Source organism: Trichocoleus sp. FACHB-46, assembly GCF_014695385.1.
Lineage (GTDB): Bacteria > Cyanobacteriota > Cyanobacteriia > FACHB-46 > FACHB-46 > Trichocoleus.
On sequence record NZ_JACJOD010000007.1, the window covers coordinates 150,778 to 175,832 of the forward strand.

At 50.7% G+C, this 25,055-nt stretch carries 18 protein-coding genes; 6 read left to right on the forward strand and 12 right to left on the reverse strand.

The annotated features are described in order from the left end of the window. Positions 1-85: 85 nt before the first annotated feature. A complete protein-coding gene (locus tag H6F72_RS04510; protein ID WP_199298879.1) occupies positions 86-1,459 on the forward strand; it encodes a sensor histidine kinase in 1,374 nt (457 codons plus the stop codon). Between the two features lie 149 nt (positions 1,460-1,608). Here H6F72_RS04510 and H6F72_RS04515 read toward each other — a convergent pair whose 3' ends face one another. The 4 genes from H6F72_RS04515 to H6F72_RS04530 form a co-directional block, all read right to left on the reverse strand. Then, positions 1,609-2,967: a recombinase family protein gene (locus H6F72_RS04515; RefSeq protein WP_190432242.1), complete on the reverse strand. Its 1,359-nt coding sequence runs from the start codon at positions 2,965-2,967 to the stop codon at positions 1,609-1,611. A gap of 159 nt (positions 2,968-3,126) precedes the next feature. Then, complete coding sequence (locus tag H6F72_RS04520) at positions 3,127-3,498, reverse strand: VOC family protein (RefSeq protein ID WP_190432244.1); 372 nt, start codon at positions 3,496-3,498, stop codon at positions 3,127-3,129. Positions 3,499-3,674: 176 nt separating this feature from the next. Further along, positions 3,675-4,052 (reverse strand): hypothetical protein, encoded by a 378-nt coding sequence (locus H6F72_RS04525; protein ID WP_190432245.1) that lies wholly within the window; start codon positions 4,050-4,052, stop codon positions 3,675-3,677. Then, a complete protein-coding gene (locus tag H6F72_RS04530) occupies positions 4,024-4,545 on the reverse strand; it encodes a Panacea domain-containing protein (RefSeq protein ID WP_242016782.1) in 522 nt (173 codons plus the stop codon). The genes H6F72_RS04525 and H6F72_RS04530 overlap by 29 nt, the downstream gene beginning before the upstream one ends. Positions 4,546-4,918: 373 nt before the next feature. Between H6F72_RS04530 and H6F72_RS04535 the strand changes: the two genes are divergently transcribed. After that, the gene (locus tag H6F72_RS04535; protein ID WP_190432249.1) at positions 4,919-7,057 is read left to right on the forward strand and encodes a serine/threonine-protein kinase; all 2,139 of its coding nucleotides are present in this window, start codon (positions 4,919-4,921) and stop codon (positions 7,055-7,057) included. Between the two features lie 123 nt (positions 7,058-7,180). Next, the gene (locus tag H6F72_RS04540) at positions 7,181-9,229 is read left to right on the forward strand and encodes a serine/threonine-protein kinase (RefSeq protein ID WP_190432251.1); all 2,049 of its coding nucleotides are present in this window, start codon (positions 7,181-7,183) and stop codon (positions 9,227-9,229) included. On the opposite strand, the gene H6F72_RS04545 is transcribed toward H6F72_RS04540, so the two are convergent. From H6F72_RS04545 to H6F72_RS04555, 3 genes are all read right to left on the reverse strand, one after another. Further along, positions 9,204-9,809 (reverse strand): hypothetical protein, encoded by a 606-nt coding sequence (locus tag H6F72_RS04545; protein ID WP_190432253.1) that lies wholly within the window; start codon positions 9,807-9,809, stop codon positions 9,204-9,206. The two genes, H6F72_RS04540 and H6F72_RS04545, sit on opposite strands and share 26 nt — an antisense overlap. A gap of 195 nt (positions 9,810-10,004) precedes the next feature. Continuing rightward, positions 10,005-10,304, reverse strand: a complete 300-nt coding sequence (locus H6F72_RS04550) for a ferredoxin (protein ID WP_190432254.1) — start codon at positions 10,302-10,304, stop codon at positions 10,005-10,007. Between the two features lie 116 nt (positions 10,305-10,420). Continuing rightward, positions 10,421-11,590: a GTP-binding protein gene (locus H6F72_RS04555; protein WP_190432256.1), complete on the reverse strand. Its 1,170-nt coding sequence runs from the start codon at positions 11,588-11,590 to the stop codon at positions 10,421-10,423. 377 nt (positions 11,591-11,967) lie between these two features. Here H6F72_RS04555 and cysS point away from each other — a divergent pair, with 377 nt between their 5' ends. The 3 genes from cysS (at position 11,968) to H6F72_RS04570 (ending at position 16,411) form a co-directional block, all read left to right on the forward strand. Further along, positions 11,968-13,443, forward strand: a complete 1,476-nt coding sequence (cysS, locus tag H6F72_RS04560) for a cysteine--tRNA ligase (protein WP_190432258.1) — start codon at positions 11,968-11,970, stop codon at positions 13,441-13,443. A gap of 149 nt (positions 13,444-13,592) precedes the next feature. Then, positions 13,593-15,032 carry a TldD/PmbA family protein gene (locus H6F72_RS04565; RefSeq protein ID WP_190432260.1) on the forward strand — a complete coding sequence of 480 codons (1,440 nt, stop codon included), beginning with the start codon at positions 13,593-13,595 and terminating at the stop codon, positions 15,030-15,032. Further along, the gene (locus H6F72_RS04570; RefSeq protein WP_348252358.1) at positions 15,029-16,411 is read left to right on the forward strand and encodes a TldD/PmbA family protein; all 1,383 of its coding nucleotides are present in this window, start codon (positions 15,029-15,031) and stop codon (positions 16,409-16,411) included. Before H6F72_RS04565 ends, H6F72_RS04570 begins: the two co-directional genes overlap by 4 nt. 122 nt (positions 16,412-16,533) lie before the next feature. On the opposite strand, the gene purF is transcribed toward H6F72_RS04570, so the two are convergent. From purF to H6F72_RS04595, 5 genes are all read right to left on the reverse strand, one after another. After that, a complete protein-coding gene (purF, locus tag H6F72_RS04575; RefSeq protein WP_190432262.1) occupies positions 16,534-18,069 on the reverse strand; it encodes an amidophosphoribosyltransferase in 1,536 nt (511 codons plus the stop codon). 185 nt (positions 18,070-18,254) lie between these two features. Further along, positions 18,255-20,609: a phosphoribosylformylglycinamidine synthase subunit PurL gene (gene purL, locus H6F72_RS04580; RefSeq protein ID WP_190432264.1), complete on the reverse strand. Its 2,355-nt coding sequence runs from the start codon at positions 20,607-20,609 to the stop codon at positions 18,255-18,257. A 75-nt stretch (positions 20,610-20,684) separates the two neighbouring features. After that, a complete protein-coding gene (locus tag H6F72_RS04585) occupies positions 20,685-21,338 on the reverse strand; it encodes a Uma2 family endonuclease (RefSeq protein WP_206755417.1) in 654 nt (217 codons plus the stop codon). A gap of 99 nt (positions 21,339-21,437) precedes the next feature. After that, a complete protein-coding gene (locus tag H6F72_RS04590; RefSeq protein ID WP_190432268.1) occupies positions 21,438-22,322 on the reverse strand; it encodes an alpha/beta fold hydrolase in 885 nt (294 codons plus the stop codon). A 77-nt stretch (positions 22,323-22,399) separates the two neighbouring features. After that, positions 22,400-24,880, reverse strand: coding sequence for a VIT domain-containing protein (locus H6F72_RS04595; RefSeq protein ID WP_190432270.1), 2,481 nt, complete (start codon positions 24,878-24,880; stop codon positions 22,400-22,402). Positions 24,881-25,055 lie beyond the last annotated feature (175 nt).

Genomic DNA, 25,055 nt, shown 5'->3' on the forward strand with positions numbered 1-25,055 from the left:
CTATTTACGAGGCTGCAATAACAAACGTGATGGTAAACACTCGGTTTGATGCAATGCGGAAATGATACCTGCCTGTTTTTTATATATGGCGTTTTTCTCAGCAAATCTACATCTTGAGTGGCTGAACCTGACAGGACTAAATTTGGTGTGGCTGGATGGGGCCGCTAATTTGGTGATTGCAGCTTGCTACTTAATGATTGCTGGCTTAATTAGTCTGGGCTTGTGGCGTAATCGTTGCACTGGCATTGATGCCTTTGCTGCCATTACCGCTGGGATTTTTTGGAGTGGCAGTTGGAGTCATGCGGCTCATGCAACGAGTATCACGGGGCTGGATGCAGCGCTTAGTGGACAAACTTTTTTTGATGCCATTGCCGTGATTCCGGCGATCGCGTTTCTGAGCTTGCGGCGGCGATCTAGTCTCCTGATTGGCTCGACCCAAGTTCTGGCATCGCAAAAGCAATTGGTGAAGCGCAACGCCGAACTAGAGAAAAAAATTGATCGACGTACTCAGGAGCTAGAAACCCAAAACCAACGCCTGAATGAAGCTTTAACGGCATTGCAAAAAATGAATTTGCATTTGGCGCAAACCGAGAAAATGTCAATGTTAGGCCAGATGGTGTCTGGGATTTCTCACGAAATTAACAACCCGATCAATTTTATCCACGGCAACTTACCTTACATGGAGGAGCATGTGGGAGATTTGTTGGCATTGCTCGAAACCTACCGCGATCGCTATCCGCAAGAAACCGTCCAGGTAGAAGCCGCTTCACCTAACATTGAACTTGATTTCATTGTGGAAGATCTGCCTCGGATTATGAACTCAATGCGGTTGGGCACCGAGCGAATTCGAGAAATAGTCCTGAACCTACGCAACTTCTACCGCCTCGACGAGGCAGAAATGAAGCCAGCCGACTTGGAAGCTGGGATTGAAAGCACTTTGGTGCTGCTGCAAAACCGCTATAAACAGAAAATTGAGATTGTGCGGCAGTTTGGCAAAATTCCTCTCGTAGAATGCCACATCAATCAGCTCAACCAAGTGTTTATGAACTTACTGAGCAACTCAATTGATGCATTGCTAGAAGGAGAGCTTAGCCCTGATTCTACTCAATCTTCATTGTCTAGTTCGCTAGAACTAAGGCAGATTGTGATCAAGACTGACACCGTGGGTGCGAATCGAGTCGGCATCTGGATTTCGGACAACGGTCCTGGGATTACTGTTGATGTTCAAGAGCATTTGTTTGAGCCATTTTTTACCACTAAGCCGAGAGGAGTGGGAACGGGGCTAGGGCTATCTATTTCGCATCAAATTATTACCGAAGCGCACCAAGGCCGCATTTATTGCTGCTCCACTCCGGGAGAAAGCACGACATTCGCGATCGAATTACCGCTTCAGCAAACTGAACCGCTCAGTCAGTTGCAGAACTGTGGCTCAGGTGAACCTATTGCTTTGGGTGTTTAGACCTCTCGTACACACCATTAAAATCCCGCAGGCTAAAGCCTGCGGCTATTGGAGCAAACCTATCTGCGTAGGCTAAGATCACTTCTTCAGGAATGAGGCCGCGAAGGCGGTCTTTGCGCTTGTAGCCGTGACTTCAGTCGTTAGTCGTTCTAAAAAATAAATACCAACTGAAGTTGCCAGGTTTGATCTTGGCGGATCAGTTGAATTTGCCGAATGAATTCGCGGAAATAGAACCGTCGCTCTGACTCGGAGAGATCGAGCCAAAATTCTGGAATCGAAACGGCTTGGGCGATCGCGGGCAAATTGGATGGGGGAAGCTGAGCCAGTTGGTTTTGCAATTGCGACATTTCGGTGCGGAGTTTATAGGCTCGCAGTTCAGCGGTTTCAGGATCTAGAATCTCCTGTGCAATCAGCTCAGACAGTTGATTGAGTATGGCTTGTTTATTAGCGATCGCCTGCTCTATGGAGCCTTGAATCCCGCCGAGATTTGGCATATTCACCTGGGCCACCGCTCGCGGCAACTCCTGGCAAATGGTCTGAATGGTTTGCTCTAGAATTTGCTCGTAAGGAATGGCTCGACATTTAGGTTTTCGGGGACAAGCGATCGGGCGGAGGTAGAGATATTCCTGGTCGCTACGGCGAGCCGTCACCCGCGTTACAGTCAGGCCAGATTGACACTCAGCACAAACCACCAAACCCGCCAGAGAACGAGGAGCGCTAGCGGTACGGGGTGGCAAACGACGATTGCGCCGCAGCAGGCGATCGACTTGGGCGGCTTCTTCCCGCGACATGATCGGCACATGGGTATTTGAGATCACTTCCCCATTTTTGTAAGCCAAGTCTCCTCGATACACCGGATTATTGAGCCAGCGCTGCCCCGTCGAAACCGAAATTTTCTTGCCATGTTTTTTCTCTAGATACCGCACTGCCCCATGCAAGGAGCCGTAGAGCAAAAACCGCTCAAAGAAATCTTTTACAATCGGGGCTTGGCTGCGATCGAGGGCATAACGATCCTTGCCCCGACGATAACCAAAAGGGGCTTTTCCCGGCGGCGGCAAAGCTTTGATGCGATTGCGAGCATGTCCTTGCCGAATTAAACGGCTCCGTTGGCTTTGCTGCACCTCCTCCAGTACTTTGAGCAAATCAGAGCGCTTCAGGGGTGTTTGGTTGCCAGTGCCGACTGCGGTTTCTAGAACCACCAACTGCACGCTTAAATCTTCTAGTTGAGCGAGGCGATCGCTGACTTCCTGAACCGAATCTCCCAATTCTTCTAGACGGCGCACCAGTACATAGTCAACCGGGTCTTGTTGGCAATCAACGAGCAGTTGTTGCAATTGAGGCCGCTTTTGTTGCTGAGCCGCTTTGCCCTTGGGGAAGGCAATTTCCTTGAGGGTGGCATCTCGCATGCCTAAGTCTTGATAGATGCGATCAACTTCCCAACCCCAAATTTCTGGATCGGGTACAAGTTCTAGCAACGGGTCGCTATAAACATAGGCAATGATTTTCATGGGTTAGGAAAGCAGTTTAGATTATGAATCCAAACCTCTCCCCAAACCCCTCGCCTTTTAGGCGAGGGGCTTGAATTTGGCTTCCCTTCCCTATTAGGGAAGGGGTTGGGGGTTAGGTCTCGATAGGATTTACACTCAGCAACTATTTGCTTCATGTTGCTAAGCGAGTTGGGTCTCGCCTAGCTCAATGACGTTGCCATCGGGGTCTTGGGTGAAGAGGGCGGGGCGACCGGAAGCGCTCATCTGAATGGAGCAGCCATGCACCAAAAGTTGGTCTTTGGCAGCGGCTAAATCTGTAACTGAAAAAGCCAGATGGCGATTGCGCCCTAACTTCTCCGAGTTCACCAAATCAGCAGGCACGCTCTCAGCCACAATCAAGTGAATTTGATAGTCTTCTACCTGATACCAAGCCCCCAGAAAATTTAGAGGTCGCTCGGCTTTCGGCAAATCCAAGACTGTGCCATAAAAATGTTCAGCTCGCGCCAAATCAGCAACTAGCAAAGCGGTGTGAAGACATTTAGTGATTTGCATAGCCAGTTTGGAAAAAACCTAGGGGAAGCGGAGCGATCGCTCTCATTATCGCCTTTATAATTGCGCTGACATTTATGGTTGTGCCGAATGCCTACTTGCAGATATTAACCATGTTTAACGCAAAGTTCATGCTCACTCCTCCGCTTTCGGCCTCGCCCATTGAGTGCATCCGCTTATCAAGAATCTAGAGCTTCTTGAATTGAATTCTTTATATCTTTGTCAGGAGGGCGCTTGACAAATTGCTCGTGGCTGTAAATCCATAGGGGTTTGATAACAGAAACTTCCTCGTTCACTAAATACATGAGCCTGATCTGACCAGATGCACCTTTGGAGCAACGAAATTCAAGCTTGTGGAACGTCCACCCTTCAGGAAGTTTTATTTTGCTAGGCAAAGGTTCGTCGCGAGAACTAGGCGGGTATGGATCATCTATCAGACCTTCCAGTATGTTCACAACAATTTCTATAAATTCTTTGTTGTAAGCTTTGCTGAGTTTTTTTAGAGAACGTGCAAAATTCTCGGACTTCTCAATCGAAAAGGGAGTTGAGCCAGTCACGCACTTCTCCTTTGTTTACACGTTCTGATGAGACCTGTTGTTCAAATGCTTGTCCTAGTAGTTCTGTAACTAGCGGTTTGTATATGGGATGATTGCGCTCAATCTCATCAAGTTTTTGATAGCCCAATACCTTCATGTCTTCTAGCGATATCGGCTCAATAGAGCTGGCTTCAGGCGGTAAACCCTTACGAGCCTTTTTCCAGGGGAACTCTAAGTGAGTCATACCACTCAAATAGTAGGCGTGGTACTCACCAAAATACTCCCAAATTTCTTCTAGCAGTTTCCTTGTTTCTGGTGAAATATATTCCAGGGAATCCTTATCGGGAACAGGTAATTGCTTTGCTTCGAAATTGCTGTAAAACCCATAAGCAATCGGACAAACTGGGCCATACCGCCATGCTTGAATTTCCTCATCAAACAGCGGGTCATCATGTAGTGCCAAATATAGGCTCTGAGTGTAGTACAGAAGCTTTTGAACCTTCATATTGGTCATTTCAGCTTCTCTACCGTCCTCGTAAGCCCTAATTATGAAATAGCGGGCAACATCAAGACAGCTGACCATAATTAATTTCAACAGCGATTCAAAAAGCCCTTCATCCTAGCAAAGAAAAAACTGTTTGGATGTCTTTCGTTAATTTACGTTAACACAGGCGGACATCAGCCTACTTGTATTCGCAGCAATTCTTCTCAGTACCAATCAAGCTATTAACAGCTAGAGCTTATAGTTCAATTGTACTATATAAGCACTTTTCTGGACACCAAACTTTTTAGCTTTGAAAGGGTAATCTGGATCAAGCCTGACCGAGCGCGTAGTTAGTAAATCGATGAGCGATCGCGAAATTTAATGGGAGTGCTGTAGGTTTACCATGCCCCTCTATTGCAGTCAAAGACACGAAAACCCGGATTCCAGCCGATTTTGCCATCTCTGTGGCGAAAAGTTGCAAGCACCTGTCAGCGTTGGTGTTTATGCTGGGCTACTGCTTGGCGATCGCTATCGAGTAGTGCGGGAATTGGGGCATGGAGGCTTTGGGCGAACTTACTTGGCAGAAGACCAAAACCGCTTTAACGAACCTTGCGTCCTGAAAGAGTTTGCGCCTCAGGTTCAAGGCACCTACGCCCTGCAAAAAGCCGAAGAATTGTTTGAGCGAGAAGCAGGCATTCTCTACAAGCTGCAACACCCGCAAATTCCCCGGTTTCGCGAACTCTTTCGCGCCGCCCTCCCCGATCGCAGCCGCTTATTTTTGGTGCAAGACTATGTCGAGGGCCAAACCTATCGAGCTTTGCTGGATACCCGTAAGTTGCAAGGGCAGCGGTTTAATGAAGCAGAAGTGACTCAGCTACTACTGCAAATCTTGCCGATTCTAGACTACATCCACTCTTTAGGAGTCATTCACCGCGATATTTCTCCAGACAACCTGATTTTGCGGAGTGCTGACTGGCTGCCAGTTTTAATCGATTTCGGCGGTGTCAAACAAATTGCGGCTACCGTGGCCTCACAGTTTTTGGCTCAGTCCGTGGGTAATGGCGTTAGCTCTCCGACCCGCTTAGGCAAAATTGGTTACGCCCCGGATGAACAGTTGCAGATGGGCGTTGCCTCTCCCCACAGCGACCTTTATGCCTTGGCCGTCACAATCCTGGTATTGCTGACGGGCAAAGAACCACCCGATCTATTAGATAGCTACAACATGAGTTGGATTTGGCGGCAGGAAGTCAGCCTCAGCCCCAAGCTCAGCGCCATTCTAGACCGCATGTTGGCTCAGCGTCCCAGCGATCGCTATCAATCTGTGCGCGAGGTACTGCACGACCTCAACCGTTACGATGTTCCGGTTTATGCTCCGCCCGCTCCTGCCCCGGTTTACCCGCCACCCGTCCAAACCACGGCTGCGACCGTGGCCGTAGGTCGCCCACCTGCTCCGCCTGAAGCTGCCGTCAGCAACTACACCGTGGCTCCGCCGCCTGCCTACGCTCCCCCTAGCCGTGGCAACTCGTTCGGGTTTGGTAAAGTGCTCTTGCTGTTGTTGGTGATGGCTGGAGCCGCTACTGGAGGTTGGTGGTTGAGTAGCAATTGGCTGGGTGATTTGGCCGATCGCACCCCATCTGCCCCGCCAAACGAGCAACCTGTTGTGGTTCCTAATGTCGAACCCCCGGCAGCTCCAGAACTGTCCCAGGAGGAACAAAACCGCAAGGAAGCGTTGGGCGATCGCCGCCGTAACTTAGGCGTAGATTACCAGTTCTTCGTGCGCCTGGTAAATCAAGTGTTTTACGCTCAACATTCCGAATTGCAAAACCGCCAACTTAGTGCTGGGGCAGAAGATGCTGACTTACGCGCCCAGTGGGACCAAACCGCCAACCAACTGCTCGACCAGCTAGAAACCATCAGCTCAGAAGCTCGTAGCGAGATGGGTAAATATGACCGTAACGATCGCGATCGCTGGCGGGGTAGCGTCAACAAGCTCAACCTCAGCACCCGTGCGCTTTACACCCTCGCGGATGCCAAATTCTTCCAGTTATTTCCCGACCAACAGGGCCAAGATTTTGTCAACCAACCCATTGGTCAGGTATGGCACGCGATCGCGGCTGACGAACTCAAAGCTGTGCAAGCAGGAACCAGCCTAGAAAAAGTCCAGTTTGCTCAAGGCTCCTTTAGTCAAGAAGTGAGTGGCGCACTAGCTCCAGGAGAAGGCAAGGCTTTCATTGCCCAACTTTCCCAAAACCAACTAATTCGGCTGAGTTTGCAAGCTGACCAGAAAACGCTGCTGTCAATCTATCCGCCTACTAGCTCTCAGCCACCTCTACTAGAAAACTCACCGGAAACTACTTGGTCTGGAAAATTGGCTCAAGATGGTTACTACGAATTTGTGGTGGTTTCAGCAGCCACTGCGCCTGTGACGTTTCAACTGAACCTCGCAGCGGATAACGTCATCTCTACACCTCCTAGCCCTGTCTCACCGCCACCGTCACCATCACCATCACCCGACTCAGAGCCAACTCCACCAGCACCTTAAGTTTTCACCAGATAATTCTACAAAAGCAGAAATAAAGCCTCGATCAGCTTAAGATCCTCCCAGCAGTTAGTTGGGTAGAGACAAGAGACTCTCTATGATTTGATTGGAGTCTACCTCTGAGCTATGCAGCCATCCCTTTCTCTAGGCACAATTTTGCCAGGTCGATATCACCTAATCGACTTGCTGGAGCAAGGTACCTATTTGGCCGAAGACCAAACTCGGTTTAATGAGCTATATCTCTTACAGGAGTTCCGCCTCCGCCATCCTGGTGCTTACTCACTAGAAGTTATTCGAGGAGTCTTTCAACAAGAAGCGGCGATTCTGTATGAGCTACAGCATCCTCAGATTCCTCGGTTTCGGGGCATTATTTCTTACGCTGATCGCTTGTTTGTGGTGCAGGAGTATGTTGAGGGTGTTACCTGCGGGGATTGGTTGAAGGAGCGCTTAACTCAGCACCAAGTTTTCTCTGAGGCAGAAGTGTTGCAGTTATTTTGGCATGTGCTGCCTGTGCTGCTGCATATTCACAGTCGGGGCATTATTCATGGCAATCTTTCGCCAGCCAGTATCTTGATTCGGCAGCGAGATGGAGTGCCGATGCTGACTCACTTTGGCTTAATTCAGGAGATTGCTACTGATCTAGAACTCTATTATCCGGGTCCGAAGAAACATCTGAGCAAGCTAGGTTATGCCCCCAAAGAGCAGTTGCAATCTGACAAAGTCTACCGCAACAGTGACCTCTATGCCTTAGCTGCCACCGCAGTTGTTTTACTGACTGGGCAGGAGCCTCAGACCCTCTATAATCCGCGACGACAACTGTGGTATTGGGAACCTTGGGCGACGGTTTCACCAGGATTGGCCCAAATTCTCAATCGGATGCTGAGTGCCAAGCCGCAAAATCGTTATGGTTCAGCGGGCAAAGTGATTCGCGCTTTGCAAGCTCTATTGGCCCAACCCGCTTACATTCCTCCCACTGCTGCCTTGGCACTGGCTCCCCAACATAACAACCCGCCTCCTGTCGTCGCAGATTCGCCTGTGGTAGAGCCAGAACTGGAGTTGGCAGCAGAGCTAGAACCGCAATTAAACCTGGAAGCAGAATTAGAGCCAGCGCCAAAACCTCAACCCGCAGCTGCCTTAGAGCCAGAGCGGGTAGAACCGGAAAGCGATATTACCTGGATGGGTTCGGCTTTAGCGGTTGCCGCGCTTGGACTCACTTTGCTCGTGCTGGGTTTGTTGGCTGGAACTGCTTGGCGATCGCTACGACAAATGCAGCAGGCTCGGCAAGATTCATCCAGCTCCGCAGCGGTGATACAAGCAGCAGCTCAACCTCGTACTGCCAAAGCTGCCGCCGCTGCCAGCACAACTCCCAAGTCGGAAAATGGCATCCATGCAGCTTTACGCGATCGCCGTCGGCGCTTAAACATCAGCTACGACCTCTTTGTAGATTTAGTCGATACGGTTTTTTACTCAGAACACTCCGAACTCGACAACCGTCGTCTCAGCGGCGATTCAGACGATCGGGCTTTGCGCCGTGAGTGGAATGCCACGGCAGAAAAGCTACTGAATAAGCTAGAACCTCTGAGTGAAGAGTCTCGTAACCGCTTGGGACGTTACAGCCAGCAAGACTACGACCAGTGGGTGATGGAACTAGAGCGGCAGCACCTTAGCCGCCCGACCTTTGCTCAGTTGGTGGATGCCAAGTTCTATCGCTTGTTTCCAGAGCAACAAGAGCGCTATCTAGACCCCAACACCTTTGGTCAGGTTTGGTATGCGATCGCGGCGGAAACCTTTCAAGCCATTCAAGCTGGAACTGCTTTCTCCCCACTTCAGCTTGGCCCTAAAAACCCTAGCCAAACCTTGACCGCAACGCTCAAGCCTGGAGAAGGAAAAGTTTACGTGGCCAATTTAAGCCAAGGGCAGACGATCCGAGTCGCCTTGCAGTCTCCTAACCAAGGCACTCGCTTGTCCATTTATTCTCCTGAGCGCCGTTCTGCTGCGGCTCAAGCGCTGATCAACGACACACCCAAAACGAGTTGGTCGGGCACGCTACCTCGTCCTGGCTATTACGAAATTGTGATTCTTTCCAATTCACCCGACATTGTTCGTTATCAGCTCAATCTGACCTTACAATCTCAGACTCCTACTACCCCTAACGAGCCATCGTTTGACGGGTGATAACGCGGTTAATCGGTGGATTGTTGGCCATAGAGTGAGCCATATTTAGAATATTTTGTCGCTCTCCTGAAAAGAAACTCACGGTGTACACTAAGCCGTTTTGCTCCCAAATCACAGAAGAAAATCGAGAGGCGGGTTTAAGGCTGGGACCTGGCAGAAAATAACCGCGTACCCCCTCTGCTAGCTTGATCGGAGCCGCCGCAGCTTGATGTTTTTTTAGTTCGATCTGGGCGCTTTCTGAGTCTTTACTGTCTACCGAGAAGCTACCGATTAAGCAAGGCTGAGGGCTGATATCGCACGTAAACAAACCTACAGTCATGCCAGGAGGCGACTGGGAAGGAAAAACTTTGACGATCAGTTCATCAATAAAATCTCGATCCCCTGGACCGCTCAACCTGATTTGCGATGGCAGGCGCATCACCAAATTGGGCGGCAACCCTTGGCTGATTTTAGCAAGGTGTGGGGTAAAAATATCGTCGGGGATAGCCGCAGCTTTGATAGCGCTGCCACCAACCATTAAAGCCGTAGATAACGCTACAGAGGCAGCTAAGCAGTAGCGACGCAAGCGGGGGTAGATCACCGGAACTCCTGGCACTCCAAGGGAAAAATTTGGGCTAACAGTAACAAACTCACATCACCTTCAGAATGCCCATGCGATCGCTGAAGATGGCCTCAGCTATTTTGGGTCAATTCTCGCGATTTCTTAGCACTCTGCCAGGAAAAATATAGATTTCACTACAGACTGCAATTAAGTGGCGCATCACGGGCTAAAAACTTAAAACCTTTTGGGATGAAAGCGAGGATGCAATAGAGGTTCAACGGCGTGTCCTGCCTGCAAATGCTCTTCCACCACAGCCGGGACATCACTGGGTTGGACTCGGCAATACCAAACTTCATCGGGTACCACTCGCACATTGGGTCCCATATTGCACTGGCCCAAGCAGCCACTGGCACTGATGCTGGTATCCGGAACAGGGTGAGACTGAAACGCTGCCAAAACTTGAGCTGAGCCTCTAGCTAGACAGTTCTGATATTGACAAACTAAAACTTGACGCTGACCTGCCGGATCTTCCAACTAAAAAATCCCCGTGCTGTTTTCCCATTCTAGAAAGAGCCAGAATTCTCTGGCCTAGGGAAAAGCACGAGGATTCTACATAGTTAGCGATCGCCACCTTCGCCACCTGGGGTTAATTACTTACCAAAGCCACGACCGCGACTGGTGGAAGGGATACAGAGGCACTTTTCTAGTTGCGATCGCAGGGCATCGTGATCTAAGTCTTGACCGATCAGCACCAACTGGTTTTTGGGTTGGCCGTTCCAGGTGTCATCCTCCAGCGAAAAGCGCTTGCCGCTGAGGTGGAAGACGTGACGCTTGGGGCTTTCGTCAAACCAGAGAATGCCCTTAGCTCGGAAGATGCCAGCGGGTAATTGGTTGTCTAAAAAGTGTTGGAACTTCTTAATTGCGAAGGGTTTATCGCTTTGGAAAGACAGAGAGGTAAAGCCATCATTCTCTAAGTGGTGGGAGTGATGGTCGTGATCGTGGTGGTCGTGAGTGCACTGCCCATGATCATGATCGCAAGCTGAGTGATCGTCATGACCTTGATGGTCGTGATGATCATGCTCAGCATGGTCATGATGGTCGTCATGATCGTGATGGTGGTCGTGGTGATGATCTGGATTCGGCTCAGAATCAGTAGGGTTGAAATATTTATCTGATTCGAACAGACCCACACTCAGAATCAATGGCAAGGCGACATTTCCCTTCGTGGTTCGGAGAATTCGAGCGTCTTTCTTCACATCCCGAATCTTCAGCTCTAGAGAGTCTGCATCGGCTTCATCCACCAAGTCCACTTTGTTGAGCAAAATGATGTCGCCATAAGCAATTTGGTTATAAGCCGCTTCGCTATTGAACAAATCCAAGCTGTAGTTTTCCGCATCAACCACCGTCACAATCGAGTCGAGTCGAGTCAGGTCACGCAGTTCTGTGCCCAAGAACGTCAACGCTACAGGCAGGGGATCGGCCAACCCAGTGGTTTCAACCACGAGGTAGTCTACGCGCTCTTGCCGTTCTAGAATTTTGTAAACCGCTTCTAGCAAGTCATTGTTGATGGTGCAGCAAATACAACCGTTGCTGAGTTCCACCATGTCATCGCCTGTTTTCACAATCAGCTCGTTGTCAATGCCGATTTCACCAAACTCATTCACCAGAACCGCAGTTTTCACGCCCTGCTGGTTGGTCAGGATGTGGTTCAGAAGGGTCGTCTTCCCACTACCGAGAAATCCAGTAATGATCGTGACTGGCAGACCATGCTTGGGGGCATCCATTGCCTGAGTTTGAGTGAGATCAGTGGCTGATTGCATAGTGTGACTAGTCAGTAATTGCTAGAAAAGAGTTTTTTGGAGTCGAAGCAACCTCAACAATCCGCAGGAGTGTAACGAAGTCTCAAGCCGATGTTGGGCCATCTCCTATAGTAGGCGATCGCTCTGGTTAATGACTGGTTGTGCGATCGCCTTTCTCAAAACAGCACTTCGTAAGGTGTGTGATGTTCACATCACGCACTGGCAATATGAATCGCAACGAGAAATTGAGCAATGGCGTGTTAGCGCAGCGTAACGCGCCCTACCGAAACTCTAGATCTGTCACCTGTATCTACTACGGTAAGAAAAGGGAGGCTGTGCCTTACCCTAGTAGAATCGAAATGTTTAGCCCTACGTCCCTCAAATATTCCTAGTTCACAATGACCCTAACGCTCTACAACAGCCTCACCCGTCGCAAAGAACCTTTTGAGCCGATTGAACCTGGCAAGGTGCGGATGTATTGCTGTGGCGTAACGGTGTACGACTACTGCCACTTGGGTCATGCTCGCTCTTACATTGTTTGGGATACGGTGCGGCGCTATTTGCAGTGGCGCGGCCTTGACGTGCGCTACGTGCAAAACTTCACTGATATTGACGACAAGATCCTCAACCGGGCGCGGGAGCAAGGTGTTTCGCCCCGAGAAATCGCCGATCGTTATACCCAAACCTATTTTGAGGACATGGCGCGGCTGAATATCCTCGAAGCCGATGAGTATCCCCGTGCTACACATACCCTCGATGGCATCAAACGTCTGATTCATGAGCTAGAGCAAAAAGGCTTTGCCTATGCTGCGGATGGCGATGTTTACTACAAGGTGCGGCAGTTTTCTGAGTACGGGAAGCTGTCGGGGCGCAAGCTAGACGACATGCAAGCGGGAGCGAGTGGCCGTGTTGAGGTATCCGTAGAGGAACAAAAAAAGCAAGACTCTTTCGACTTTGCCCTGTGGAAGGCAGCGAAACCAGGCGAGGAATTTTGGGAGTCTCCTTGGGGTCAAGGTCGTCCGGGTTGGCACATCGAGTGCTCGGCAATGGTTCGGGAGCACTTAGGCGACACAATCGACATCCATGTGGGCGGGTCAGATCTGGTGTTTCCGCACCACGAAAACGAGATCGCCCAGTCGGAAGCGGCCACAGGTCATTCCTTGGCGCATTACTGGCTGCACAATGGCATGGTGAACGTGGGCGGCGAGAAGATGTCCAAATCCTTGGGCAACTTCACCACGATTCGACAAATGTTGGATCATGGTCTCGACCCAATGGTGTTACGGCTGTTTGTGTTGATGGCCCACTACCGCAAACCCATCGACTTTACCGATGAAGCGATCGCCTCGGCTAATAACAGTTGGGACACGATGAAAGAAGGACTGCTATTTGGCTATCAATATGCGGAGCAACTGAACTGGCCCGATCGCCAAGATTCCGACTTTGGGAATTCCGCCAACATGCGGATTGATATTCAGAGCGATCCTGTGCAACGCTTTCAGGCAGCAATGGATGACGACTTTAACACCCCTAGCGGTGTCGCCGTTTTGTTTGAACTTGCAAAAGCTCTGATCCGCGAAGGTAACCTCTTGGTTCACCAAGGCAAAACTGAGGTGGATGCTCAAACACTACGCGCTCAATGGCAAACGCTGGTTTGCTTGGCGCAAGTTCTAGGATTAGAAGCGGCACCAGAGTCAGACACTGTCACAGGTGGATTAAGTGATGCAGAGATTGAGGCACTGATTCAACAACGGCAGGAGGCTCGCAAGGCCAAAAACTTTGCAGAGAGCGATCGCATTCGGGATGAGTTAAAAGCTCAAGGGATCACCCTAGTTGATCAACCCGGTGGCGTCACAACCTGGCACCGCAGCTAGTTAATTTTGCTGGTTAGGGATTTATGAGACTCGTGAAACCCTAACAACCAGTGCTAAAGCCGATAATGGAGGGGAAGCCATGAGGGTTCCTCTCTTCATCTATTGCTTTTGTGATTTTGCTCAAAGCTCGCGCTATTTGACAACGAACGATGATATCTGAACTCTCAAAGGCGATCGCGGCTCTAGATCTTCCTGCTGATTGGTTGGGTCTGCGAGCCGTAAAAGACACGTCCTCAACCTACGCTGTCCGAGATGGCAAACCTGAAACTAATGGTAAATCTCTGACGCAGGGCGTCATGGTGGAAGTGCTGGTGAATGGGCAACTGGGCTATGGAGCCACCAATTCGCTCAAGTTGGAAAGTCTGCAAGCCGCAGCTAAAACCGCTTACCAGCAAGCCCTTACCGCCAGCCAATGGTCAATTCACCCGACTACTGTGGCAGAGCGGCCTAAAGTGGTGGGGCAGTACAGCTCACCGTTTTTGAAACCCTTGCAGTCTTTGACGGCTGGGGAAATTAACGAGGTCTTGGTCAAGCTCTGCCAAACCTTGAAGGTATCTGATCAGATTGTGCAGACTAGTGCCGCTGCTCATATCAGAGAAATCGAAACTTGGTTTGTCAGCAGTAACGGCTCCGAGGTTTATCAGAAATTCCTGACTTTAGCGACCGACTACGCGGCGACTGCTCAAGCAGGCCCAGTCGTGCAGCGCCGTAGTCACAATGGTTGGTTGGCGCATTGCCATCAAGGGGGCATGGAGCTGTTTTTGACTCCCGAGCTATGGGCTGAAGTCAAGCAGGTGGGGGAGCAAGCGGTGGAGCTGCTGAGCGCCGAGGAATGCCCCACCACGGCCACGACGCTGGTTCTGGACCCAGACCAAATGCTGCTACAAATTCACGAAAGCGTGGGCCATCCGCTAGAGCTCGATCGCATCCTAGGCGATGAGCGGAATTATGCGGGAGGCAGCTTCGTCAAACCAAAAGATTTTGGGGAGTTGGTTTACGGGTCGCCGCTGATGAATATAACCTTTGACCCCACCGTTCCGGGTGAGTTTTCCAGCTATAGTTTCGACGATACTGGCGTACCTGCAACTCGTGAGTATGTAATTCGCGACGGTGTGCTGGAGCGGGGTTTAGGTAGTTTAGAAAGCCAAGCTCGCCTCGGCCTCCCAGGAGTGGCATGTGCGAGGGCTACTTCCTGGAATCGTCCGGCGATCGATCGCATGGCTAACCTGAATTTAGAACCAGGCAACGCCAGCTTTGAGGAGATGATCGGCAACATTGAGCATGGCGTTTATATGCAATCCAACCGCTCTTGGTCAATTGATGACCAGCGGCATAAATTCCAATTTGGTTGCGAATACGCCAAGCTGATTGAGAACGGCCAACTCACCAAGACGCTTCGCAATCCCAACTACCGGGGAACGACACCGCAATTTTGGCGCAGCTTGTCTCAACTCGGCGATCGCTCAACCTGGAAGCTATATGGTTCTCCAGTCTGCGGTAAAGGGGAGCCAAATCAGACTATTTGGGTGGGGCATGCCGCTCCTGTTTGTGCCTTTACCAATATTGAGGTCTTTGGAGGTGGTGCGTGACTTCATCCATCAGTTCATCTGTAATTTCTCCCCGGAGTTCCGCAGAGTTAACTGCTTTAGAATCCAGCTTTGCACAGGTGGTCGAGGCACTGTTGCGCCAAGCCGAATCGGGTGAATTTTTAACGGTAAAACTTAGCAGCGAACGCAGCCAATTTATTCGCTTCAATCAAGCAAAAGTACGGCAAATCGGGAATGTGGCTGATGGCTCACTTAAGCTCACCTTGATTCGTGACCAGCGCACGAGTTATCGCAGTTTTCCGCTTACGGGCGATTTGGAAGTGGACTTGCAGCAAGCTCAACTTGCCTTAGCAGATCTGCGGCAAGAAGTCTCTCAGCTCCCAATTGACCCCTACTTAGTGATTCCAGCGGGCACCAGCACCAGCCACGATGTGCACTTAGGGCAACTGCTCGCGCCTGAAGCAGTCACCTCCACTGTGCTACCCATTGTGGCCGAGTTGGATTTTGCGGGACTTTATGCAGCAGGCTTGCTGGTGCGGGGTTATGCCGACTCTAGCGGCCAGAAGCATTGGTTTGCTACAGATTCTTTTGCTCTGGACTATTCTTTGTTTGGCACTGGCGGGGAAGCGGTCAAAGGCACGTTGGCAGGGAGCACTTGGGATACAGAGGCTTACAAAACTCAAATTGAAGAGTCTAAAGCACAACTGCAATTGCTTTCTACTCCCCCCAAACAACTCTCACGCGGACAATACCGCACCTATTTCGCCCCAGCAGCGATCGCGGAATTGGTTGGGATGCTGTCTTGGGGTGGCATTAGTGAAGCCGCTTTGCAGCAAGGAAATAGTGCTTTGAAGGAACTGCGGCGGGGTCAAAAGCGCTTGTCTCCCCGCTTCACGCTCAAAGAGAATTTTCAACACGGTTTGGTGCCTCGATTCAATGAGTGGGGAGAAACCGCTCCGATAGAGTTGCCGCTGATTGTGGCGGGTGAACTGGTGAATACGCTGGTGAGCGATCGCACCGCCAAAGAGTATGGCTTGGCAGCAAATGGAGCTAGTGGTTCAGAGGGCTTGCGATCGCCAGAAATTAGCGCGGGTGGTTTGGCGCGAGAGCAAATTTTGGCGGCACTGGACACAGGATTATATGTGTCGAATCTGCATTATTTAAATTGGAGCGATCGCCCGACGGGTCGAATTACAGGGATGACTCGCTATGCCTGTTTCTGGGTAGAAAACGGCGAAATTGTCGCCCCCATCGAGAATCTACGTTTTGACGAGAGTTTGTATCGCTTTTGGGGTGAGAATCTGATTGACTGCACTAATTTTCAGGAGTTTGTCCCTGAGGTAGGCACTTATGGAGGCCGTCAGTTAGGAGGTTGTTGGGTGCCAGGGATGTTGGTGGAAGGATTTACTTACACACTTTAATTTCGTTGCACCGCTCCTTTTCTGGCATACCTGTAAGAGCTTTGATTCCCCAGACTTGAGGGCTTTTAAGCAGATTCCCCCCAACTTTGTCAGGTTAGGGGGAATCAGTGACGATACGACTTTTAAGGGGTCGTGCCGACTTTTTCCTTTTCTAGGCGCAGTTTGGAGCGCTTCACGGGTTCGGGGATGGCGATGGGGTAGTCACCTGTAAAGCAAGCAGAGCAGAAACTGTTGGGGTCTTCGCGGGTGGCGATGAGCATGCCTTCCCAGCTGAGATAAGCCAGGGAGTCTACCTCAATTTGTTCAGCAATTTCTGCAACGGATTTGGTCGCTGCAATCAATTGGTCTTGATTGTCGGTGTCGATGCCATAGAAGCAAGGATGGGTAACGGGTGGCGAGGAGATCCGCATGTGTACTTCGGTCGCCCCAGCATCTCGCAAAGCTTTGACAATCTTGCGGCTGGTAGTACCCCGGACAATGGAGTCGTCTACGATAATCACTCGCTTGCCTTCTAGCACGTCTCTGAGTGGGTTCAGTTTCATGCGAATCCCAGCTTCCCGCATGCTCTGGGTCGGCTGAATGAAGGTACGACCGACGTAGCGGTTTTTGATCAGGCCCTCAGCGTACGGAATCCCAGAGGCTTGGGAGAATCCGATCGCGGCAGGAATGCCAGAGTCGGGGACAGCAATCACAATATCTGCATCAATCGGGGATTCTTGGGCCAGTTGGCGACCAATCCGCATCCGATAGCTGTATAAGCTTTCTTTACTCATGACGCTATCAGGACGAGCGAAGTAAATCATCTCAAAGATGCACAGCTTCCGTTGAGGCTGTGGTGCCCAAGGGAATGAAGCTAAACCTGCTTCAGAAATCCAAACCAGTTCTCCAGGTTCTACATCTCGGAGGAACTCAGCGCCAATGATGTCGAGGCCGCAAGTTTCGGAAGAGAGGACGTAGCGCTCTGGCGTGGTTTCGTCAGGACTGGGAATTACTCCAATGACTAAAGGGCGAATGCCGTTGGGGTCACGCACACCAATGATGCCGCTGGGAGTACCAATAACGAAGCTGAAGGCTCCTTGGCAACGGTGCAAAGCGCTAATGGTGCCTTCTAACCAATCTTTGCCGCTATTGATAGCTTCGGCGATCGCGAAAGCGGCTAGTTCTGAGTCGGTGGTGGTAACTAAGTTAAAGTTGTTTTGCAACAGCTCTTGGCGCAGAGTTTCGGTGTTGACCAAGTTGCCGTTGTGAGTCAGGGCTAAGGAACCCAAGCGAGTTTCCACTACAGCAGGTTGAGCATTAACGACGCGGCTAGAACCTGTAGTGGAGTAGCGGGTATGGCCGACTGCTAAATGCCCAGGCATTGTACTCAGCATCGACTCGTTAAACACTTGGGAAACCAGCCCCATGTCTTTATGCAAATGGACTTTGTCACCTTCAAAGGTGGCAATCCCAGCCGATTCTTGGCCCCGATGCTGTAAAGCATATAGACCAAAGTAGGTTAGCTTCGCAACAGCTTGTTCGGGGGCATAAACACCAAAAACACCACAGGCTTCCTCTGGCTTGTCGGGTCGAGCGTCGCCGCTCCCTTCGCCCTGGCTATCACTAGTCAAAGGCAAGGAATCTTCAGGGAACGCAAGATCAGAATGGGTGGGAATCATGCTGCGGTCAGCTCCTAGTAGGTTGAATCGGATGGGGCGGGATTGAGATCGAAACTTTGAACAGCCAGCAGTAGACTTAACGTTTCTTTAATAATCCCACCAAAAACCTTAAACGGAACAACTCCTTGGCCTTAACCCAAGGAATTTGTATCTTGTGCTACAACTACAGTTGCCGCGCTACTGTTTTAGACTGCTAAGCGACGCTCAATGGCATTGAGCCAGCGATCGCTCATATCTGCAATGCTAACGTCGATAACCGGAACCGAGGGGCCAGTGGAAATCCGTAAACCAGCGTTCGGATTACCCACCTGACCGAGATTTTGCCAGTGTTCTCCCAAGTGTGCTTGCAGATAGGTTTCCCAATTTGCAGCTTGGTCTGGAGCTACAGAAACCAGGATTCTGGCTCCGCCTTCCCCGAATAGGAGGTGATCCCAGCGCAGAGAGGTAGGTTGGGAGTCGGAGATATCCAGAGCAATTTCGGCTCCTTTCTGGCCACTAATGCAAGCTTCAGCAAGGGCGATCGCGAGGCCACCTTCAGCACAGTCATGAGCGGAGCGCACCCAACCCTGACGAATACCTTCCCGGCAAGCAGCTTGCACTTGACGTTCTAAATTGAAATTAACGACGGGCGGTTTGCCTGCCACGGTGTCATGAACGGCAGCGAGGTATTCGGATGCACCTAACGTGACGGCTGCGGTTTCCTGAGTATCCCAGCGGAGTCCTAATAAATAGATGTGATCGCCTGTGGCTTGCCAACCTTGACCACAAATTCGGTTTAAGTCTGGGACTAAGCCGACCATCCCGACGACCGGAGTGGGATAAATCGGTTGGGGTTTGCCTTCGGAGTCAAGGGTTTCGTTGTAGAGCGAGACGTTGCCGCCAGTCACGGGGGTTTTGAACTCGGTACAAGCTTCGGCAAGACCTCGGCAAGCTTCGGCGAGTTGCCAGTAGCCAATCGGTTTTTCGGGACTACCGAAGTTGAGGTTATCGGTGACAGCCAAGGGTTCGGCTCCCACACAACTGAGGTTGCGGGCGGCTTCGGCGACGGCGGCTTTGGCTCCTTCGTAAGGATGCAGGTAGACGTAGCGGGGGTTGCAGTCTACAGTGGCGGCAACTCCGGTGTTAGCTTGAGCAGGGGAACTGTTAACGGGACGTACGCGCACCACTGCTGCATCTGCACCACCGGGCATGAGAACGGTGTTGTTCTGCACTTGATGGTCGTACTGCCGATAGACCCAACGCTTCGAGGCGATGGTTGGGGTTTCCAGCAGTTGGAATAGCACTTCATTCCAGGTTTTGGCGCTGCCTGCTAGTTCAATGCCAGCAGCGGAGCAAGGCGGCAGGCGATCGCTCCTCCATTCCCAAGCTTTGCGGGCGTACTCTGGCGGCTCAGCCATCAGTTCCCGGTGATAGATCGGGGTGTTGTCGGCTAGGGCAGTGGCAGGAATCTCCGCGGCGACTTCTCCTTGGAAGAGAATCCGCACGATCGGCTCTTGGATCACACTACCCGCCACAACTGCGTGCAGTCCCCAACGCTCAAAAATATCAATCAATTCCTGCTCACGGCCTTTGTGCGCCACGAACAACATCCGCTCTTGGGACTCGGAGAGTAGATATTCGTAGGGCACCATGCCAGTCTCGCGCACCGGAATGAGATCCAAATCTAGCTCAATGCCCACGCCACCTTTTGCTGCCATTTCGGAGGTGGAGCAGGTGATGCCCGCTGCACCCATATCCTGAGCTGCAACCACTGCCCCTGTTTTGAAGGCTTCTAGGCAAGCTTCAATCAAGGATTTTTCTAAGAACGGATCACCCACTTGTACGGCTGGGCGATCGTCCATTGACTCATCACTGAGTTCGGCACTAGCAAAGCTGGCTCCCCCCATCCCGTCGCGTCCCGTAGTGGAACCGACATACAACACGGGGTTGCCAAGGCCATTAGCCCCCGATTTAACGATTTCTGGAGTTTCCATTAGCCCCAAAGCCATCGCATTCACCAAGGGGTTGCCAGAGTAGGCAGGGTCAAAGTAAACTTCACCGCCGACGGTGGGCACACCCACACAGTTGCCGTAGTGAGAGATTCCTGATACCACGCCGTTGAACAAACGCCGAGTTTTGGCATCATCCAGGGAACCGAAGCGCAAGGAGTTGAGAATCGCGATCGGACGAGCACCCATTGTAAAGATGTCGCGCAGAATCCCACCCACTCCGGTTGCCGCACCTTGAAACGGCTCCACGGCTGAAGGGTGGTTGTGGGATTCGATCTTAAACGCCAACTGAAGCCCGTCGCCCAAATCCACAACTCCCGCGTTTTCTCCAGGGCCAACCAAGATGCGATCGCCCTCGGTAGGAAATTGCTTGAGCAGAGGCCGAGAGTTTTTGTAGCAGCAGTGCTCGGACCACATTACCCCGAACATGCCCAGCTCGGCTCTGTTGGGATGCCGACCCAAGCGATTGAAAATTTCTTCGTATTCTTCTGGTTTGATACCTTCTGAAGCAATTTCTTCCGGAGAAAACGGAGCCGAGGAAATGGCGGACATAGAAGCCTTGCGCGAATCTGGACAGGTTTCAATTTTATCGATATTTTCCGCGTTTCCTTTCCCAAATTGTTTGTCTTAAATTCTTTCTTGCACCCAAGCTCGTAGCAATTGCAAGGACTGGACTAAACCCAGAGAATCACTCTGCTCGATAAATTCCAGCACTCTCGCCGCAGGCAAGAAATTAAAGACAGCGCTGGTTTCACTAGTGAAATACTGTTGATTTTGTAACTGATAAATTGAGAGTTGATGTTCTGGCGCAGGGGTGCTGTTGTTGCTGGTATAGCACCAAACTTCTGGAATGCCTAAAGCCGCATAAATTGGGAGCTTATCGATCGCGCTACTGGTAAAGGCAATATCCAAAACTAAATCGGGAACTGGATCACGGGACAAATCAAGATTAGATTTACCCATCATCTCAGGCGCATGAGAAATGTAGAAACAAGCATTCGGCTCGATCGCGCATTGCAGTTCGGGTTGCTGTAACAAAGCTGAATTGAACTCAACAACTTTTAGATAAGTCTCATCGGCCAGAACCAACAGCAACGATTCAATCAGTTTGCGGTAGCGCTCATGTTCCTCATGCGGGTTCATCATTTCCATCCGCCCCCGATAGTAGGCGAAGCGAGTGGCACGTTCTATACCTAGCTCTGCTAATATATTCTCAAATTTTTGCCAGCTAATTTTGTCTAGTACAACCCGTTGCTCAGACGTTACCGAACTGCTACTCATGCCAAGACCTCGATCTGTCTTCTCCATTGAATAGTAGTGGACTCCCTCTCAAAGTCTTTCTAGAAGTTCACCAGATTTAACGGCGATCGCTCCTACTCACTAAATCTGCCTAAATCTCAAAATCTGCTCAGCAGTGATCGTGGGTTGTTCGAGATGCGGCACATGACCACAATCACGAATCCAAACCAGCTCGCTATTGGTAATTGCCCTTCTAAATTTCTCAGCATCTGCCGTTCCTAGCATGTCATCGCGATCGCCCCAGAGAATCAGCGTCGGTTGTTGAATTTGGGAAATTCGCTGAACTGAAAGATTGTAGCCACCACTTTTAGTAAAACTGGCGATCGCTTCGGCCCATCCCGGCATGTCTAAATGCACTCCCGCACAACGAATTGCTTCTAGATCTGTGGCACTAAAACCAAAGGTAGTGCCGAAACTCAGCGGTAGAAGTTTACGCTGTCGCCAGAACTCGACCGCAAACATATCGAGAGGCGCAAACAAGAACTGCCCTAGGGGAAAGGTACCACTGAAACCCACACTATCGATTAGCACCAGCTTTTGGACACATTGCGGATAGGCCAAGGCAAAGTCGATTGCCGTAGCCCCACCTAAGGAAGCCCCAACTAAAATCACAGGTTGTTGAATTAAAGTCTGCCAAAAACTGTAGAGATGAGTTCTGATCGTGCTGGGATTTAGAGGGATATTTGCTACTCGCTCTGTGAATCCTGACCCTAACAAATCAACTGCCCAAGTTTCCTGCTGCTGCGCTAGAAGGGGTGCGATCGCCCGAAACTCCAACACTGAGCTATCAAACCCATGCAATAACAGAATTGGTATATCTCCAGCTCCCTGTTGTACATAAACTGTCGAGATTGGTTGGGCTGTTAGCGGTGTGGAAATTGCTTGTTGTCGAATTTGCTGGGCTAGTGCGATCGCAGATGGATCTTGCAGCGATCGCACATTTGGAGGTAGAAAGCTGGGGAACATGAGGACAGCACTACAAACAAAAAAAGGATACCTGGGTGAGGTATCCCTGTAATCTCTCTGTGTTATGAGCTGAAATTCTACGACTGCACTCGCAGCGTTAGGTGAACCGTAGCCGTTAGTTCTTGAGAAGGTCGCCAAGTTTGCAGCGATCGCCGAACTGCCTCAATCACCGTCTGTTCTTTGAGAGAAGAAACTGACTCATTCAAAACTATTTGTCTGACTCGTCCCTTGCTGATCTGGAACTCAAACACAATATCACCGCTGAAGCCAGGGGAAAGCTGGATGGATTGTAGATGTTGAGTTAATAGAGCGATCCCATTTGCATCAAGCCCAGTAGCCTGAACAATTTGTAGGGGCTCAGATATCGAACCAAAACTTTTCTGGGATGCTACTCCTAAGTCAAATTCTTCATCATCTGCCAGCTTAGGAGAAGGCATAGCAGGAGGGGACATAGCCGGAGGAGCAAGTGAGAAGTCAGCATCAGCTACACTTCCCGCCATGCTAGGAGAAATTAATGTAACATCAAACTCTTCTGATGAGATGTCAGAAGCAAGCATCTGTCGCCTCATTCGGTTATAAGCTCTAACAGATAGGGACACTTCTCCAATGGGGATTTGGGTAACTGGGTCTGGCACAGAGTAGGCAACATTGCCAAAGACTCCTTCATAACTGACTCCTTCAGGCATCTCCACCGGGACTTGGACGGAGACAGAAGCTTCTGTAGCATCTACTCTCACCTCATCACTTACCGCTACAAAAGCAGTGTATTGAGAGAGGAGTTGATAGGCCAAGGCTGTATCCGTCACGGCTTCTACTCCTGCCTTGGTGTCACCGCTGAGCATTTGATTCATCAAGTTTTTGATGCGGGCACGGCCCCAAAGTTGAGCGATCGCGGGATTTCCTGCTTCTGCAAACTCAAGTTGAAAAGTCTGTTGATAGCGCTTTCCACCCGCCGCTATGCCAGAGATATGCAACTTACCAGAGTGTTTATCCTCCTTGCGACCAAATAAGACCAAGGGCTGTTCAGCAAAGAGATCCGGTGGTGCAGAGGGATAAAAGATAGGTTCGCTGCCTGCTCCTTCCCATTGCAACTGGATATTGGTGAGAACAGGATTGTTGATCTGACGAAAGAACTGTTCTGTCACTTGGTCAGTTGGCTCATCATGTCGAATAACCCGAGAGATGCCTCTACCAATTTCAGCCACACGGTTGAGCAAGAAACGATTCACAGAGCTACCTGCCCCAAAGCTGTAGAGACGAGTACTCGGTTGGAGATGACGTTGCACTTCCGCCAAAATCTGGTTTTCGTTGCCGATATAGCCATCGGTGAGCAGCACAATACTCCGCAATCTCCCCGGATCGGTGACCGGGAAGTTCAGCACGGCTCGAATGCCACGCAACATCTCGGTACCACCCCCAGCCGTGAGTCGATTGACATATCGAATCGCTTGCTGCTGGTTTTGAGGAGTGTTGGGCAACGGCACAGGAGAAAGTTGCTGCGTGGTATCCGAGAAATCGATGATGGAGAAGGTGTCGTCAGGGTTCAGACCTTGAATGAAGCGGCGCATCAACTCCTGGCACTGAGCCAAAGGAGCACCCGCTTGAGAGCCAGAAGTATCAATTAGAAACACCACATCCTTCGGCACCATTTGGTCGAGTCGATACTGAATGGCTGGAATCAAATACACTGCAAAGTGCCCCCCGCGATCGCCCGCTTCTGTGAGAACAGTGGTTTGCGTTTCGGCTCCAGAAACTTGATAACGCAGAATTAGATCTTTGTTGGGAATCGTATCTCCGCCTGCTAGCTTGATCTGGGCGATCGCTCCCTGAGGGATAATCTGAATTTGATGGGAAGGAGAATGGATCTCCTGAATGGCAACACCAGCATTGATCTCGACAGTGACACTGATATCATGCCCAGAACGCGTCCCTGGTGGCAAAATAGGAGCGTTGAGGCGAGAGGCATCGGGTACTAAATCAGTATCTTGGTTTAACATCATCGGCGCTGCTGCCGAACCGCTGCCGATCGCATTCTCCTCAATTAGGTTGCCAGGGACATAGCGCGGACCCACCACCATTGGGAAGGCAAACTCGTAGCTCCCTCCCAGTGATTCAGGAGCTGTAGCGCCAGTAAACTTTAAGCTCTCGGTGTAGCAAATCACCACATTTATTTGTTCGCCGGGTTTGATGTTGGCGAGAGATTGCGTAAAGATGTTGTCCCGTTCTTGTTCTAGCAACCCTGCCGTGCGTCCTTGTCGCTTGGCTTGCTCATAGATTTGCTGGGCTTCTTGGCGTTTTTTGATGCTGCCTTGAATGGTGCGATCGCCAATCCGAATCAGCATGTCATCCACTGCCGCTTCATCAGGTAGCGGGAAAATGTAAACCGCTTCGAGGGTGGTGGTGAAGGGGTTCTCGAAACTCTGCGTCACTTCTACGCGCGCAAGATTCCCCGCAATCTTGGCCTGCACTGTGGTGTGCTTGAGTGGGAAAGCGAGTTGCTGACGCTCGGCAGTCTGGACATATAAGCCACCCGATTGGCGTTCTGTTGTCTGAGTCATGGCGGCAACCTCCGACGCTATTGTTTGTTATTCTCAGCGTAGTTACGTCTATTCGCTAACCATGCTCAGCTTTGTGCTCACTTAGGTGCTCACCAGTGCTCAGGGTTGTGAAGCTGGCTTGTGTCAGCAATCGCTAAAAGTTCAGAGGTTGCCGTTAAGAGTGAAGCATCACGTG

What these genes read in the sequence shown, in the direction of transcription:
- H6F72_RS04510 (WP_199298879.1), top strand. Translation starts at nt 86, where the DNA reads ATGGCGTTTTTCTCAGCAAATCTACATCTTGAGTGGCTGAACCTGACA.
- H6F72_RS04515 (WP_190432242.1), bottom strand. Translation starts at nt 2,967, where the DNA reads ATGAAAATCATTGCCTATGTTTATAGCGACCCGTTGCTAGAACTTGTA.
- H6F72_RS04520 (WP_190432244.1), bottom strand. Translation starts at nt 3,498, where the DNA reads ATGCAAATCACTAAATGTCTTCACACCGCTTTGCTAGTTGCTGATTTG.
- H6F72_RS04530 (WP_242016782.1), bottom strand. Translation starts at nt 4,545, where the DNA reads ATGACCAATATGAAGGTTCAAAAGCTTCTGTACTACACTCAGAGCCTA.
- H6F72_RS04535 (WP_190432249.1), top strand. Translation starts at nt 4,919, where the DNA reads ATGCCCCTCTATTGCAGTCAAAGACACGAAAACCCGGATTCCAGCCGA.
- H6F72_RS04540 (WP_190432251.1), top strand. Translation starts at nt 7,181, where the DNA reads ATGCAGCCATCCCTTTCTCTAGGCACAATTTTGCCAGGTCGATATCAC.
- H6F72_RS04555 (WP_190432256.1), bottom strand. Translation starts at nt 11,590, where the DNA reads ATGCAATCAGCCACTGATCTCACTCAAACTCAGGCAATGGATGCCCCC.
- cysS (WP_190432258.1), top strand. Translation starts at nt 11,968, where the DNA reads ATGACCCTAACGCTCTACAACAGCCTCACCCGTCGCAAAGAACCTTTT.
- H6F72_RS04565 (WP_190432260.1), top strand. Translation starts at nt 13,593, where the DNA reads ATGATATCTGAACTCTCAAAGGCGATCGCGGCTCTAGATCTTCCTGCT.
- purF (WP_190432262.1), bottom strand. Translation starts at nt 18,069, where the DNA reads ATGATTCCCACCCATTCTGATCTTGCGTTCCCTGAAGATTCCTTGCCT.
- purL (WP_190432264.1), bottom strand. Translation starts at nt 20,609, where the DNA reads ATGTCCGCCATTTCCTCGGCTCCGTTTTCTCCGGAAGAAATTGCTTCA.
- H6F72_RS04585 (WP_206755417.1), bottom strand. Translation starts at nt 21,338, where the DNA reads ATGAGTAGCAGTTCGGTAACGTCTGAGCAACGGGTTGTACTAGACAAA.
- H6F72_RS04590 (WP_190432268.1), bottom strand. Translation starts at nt 22,322, where the DNA reads ATGTTCCCCAGCTTTCTACCTCCAAATGTGCGATCGCTGCAAGATCCA.
- H6F72_RS04595 (WP_190432270.1), bottom strand. Translation starts at nt 24,880, where the DNA reads ATGACTCAGACAACAGAACGCCAATCGGGTGGCTTATATGTCCAGACT.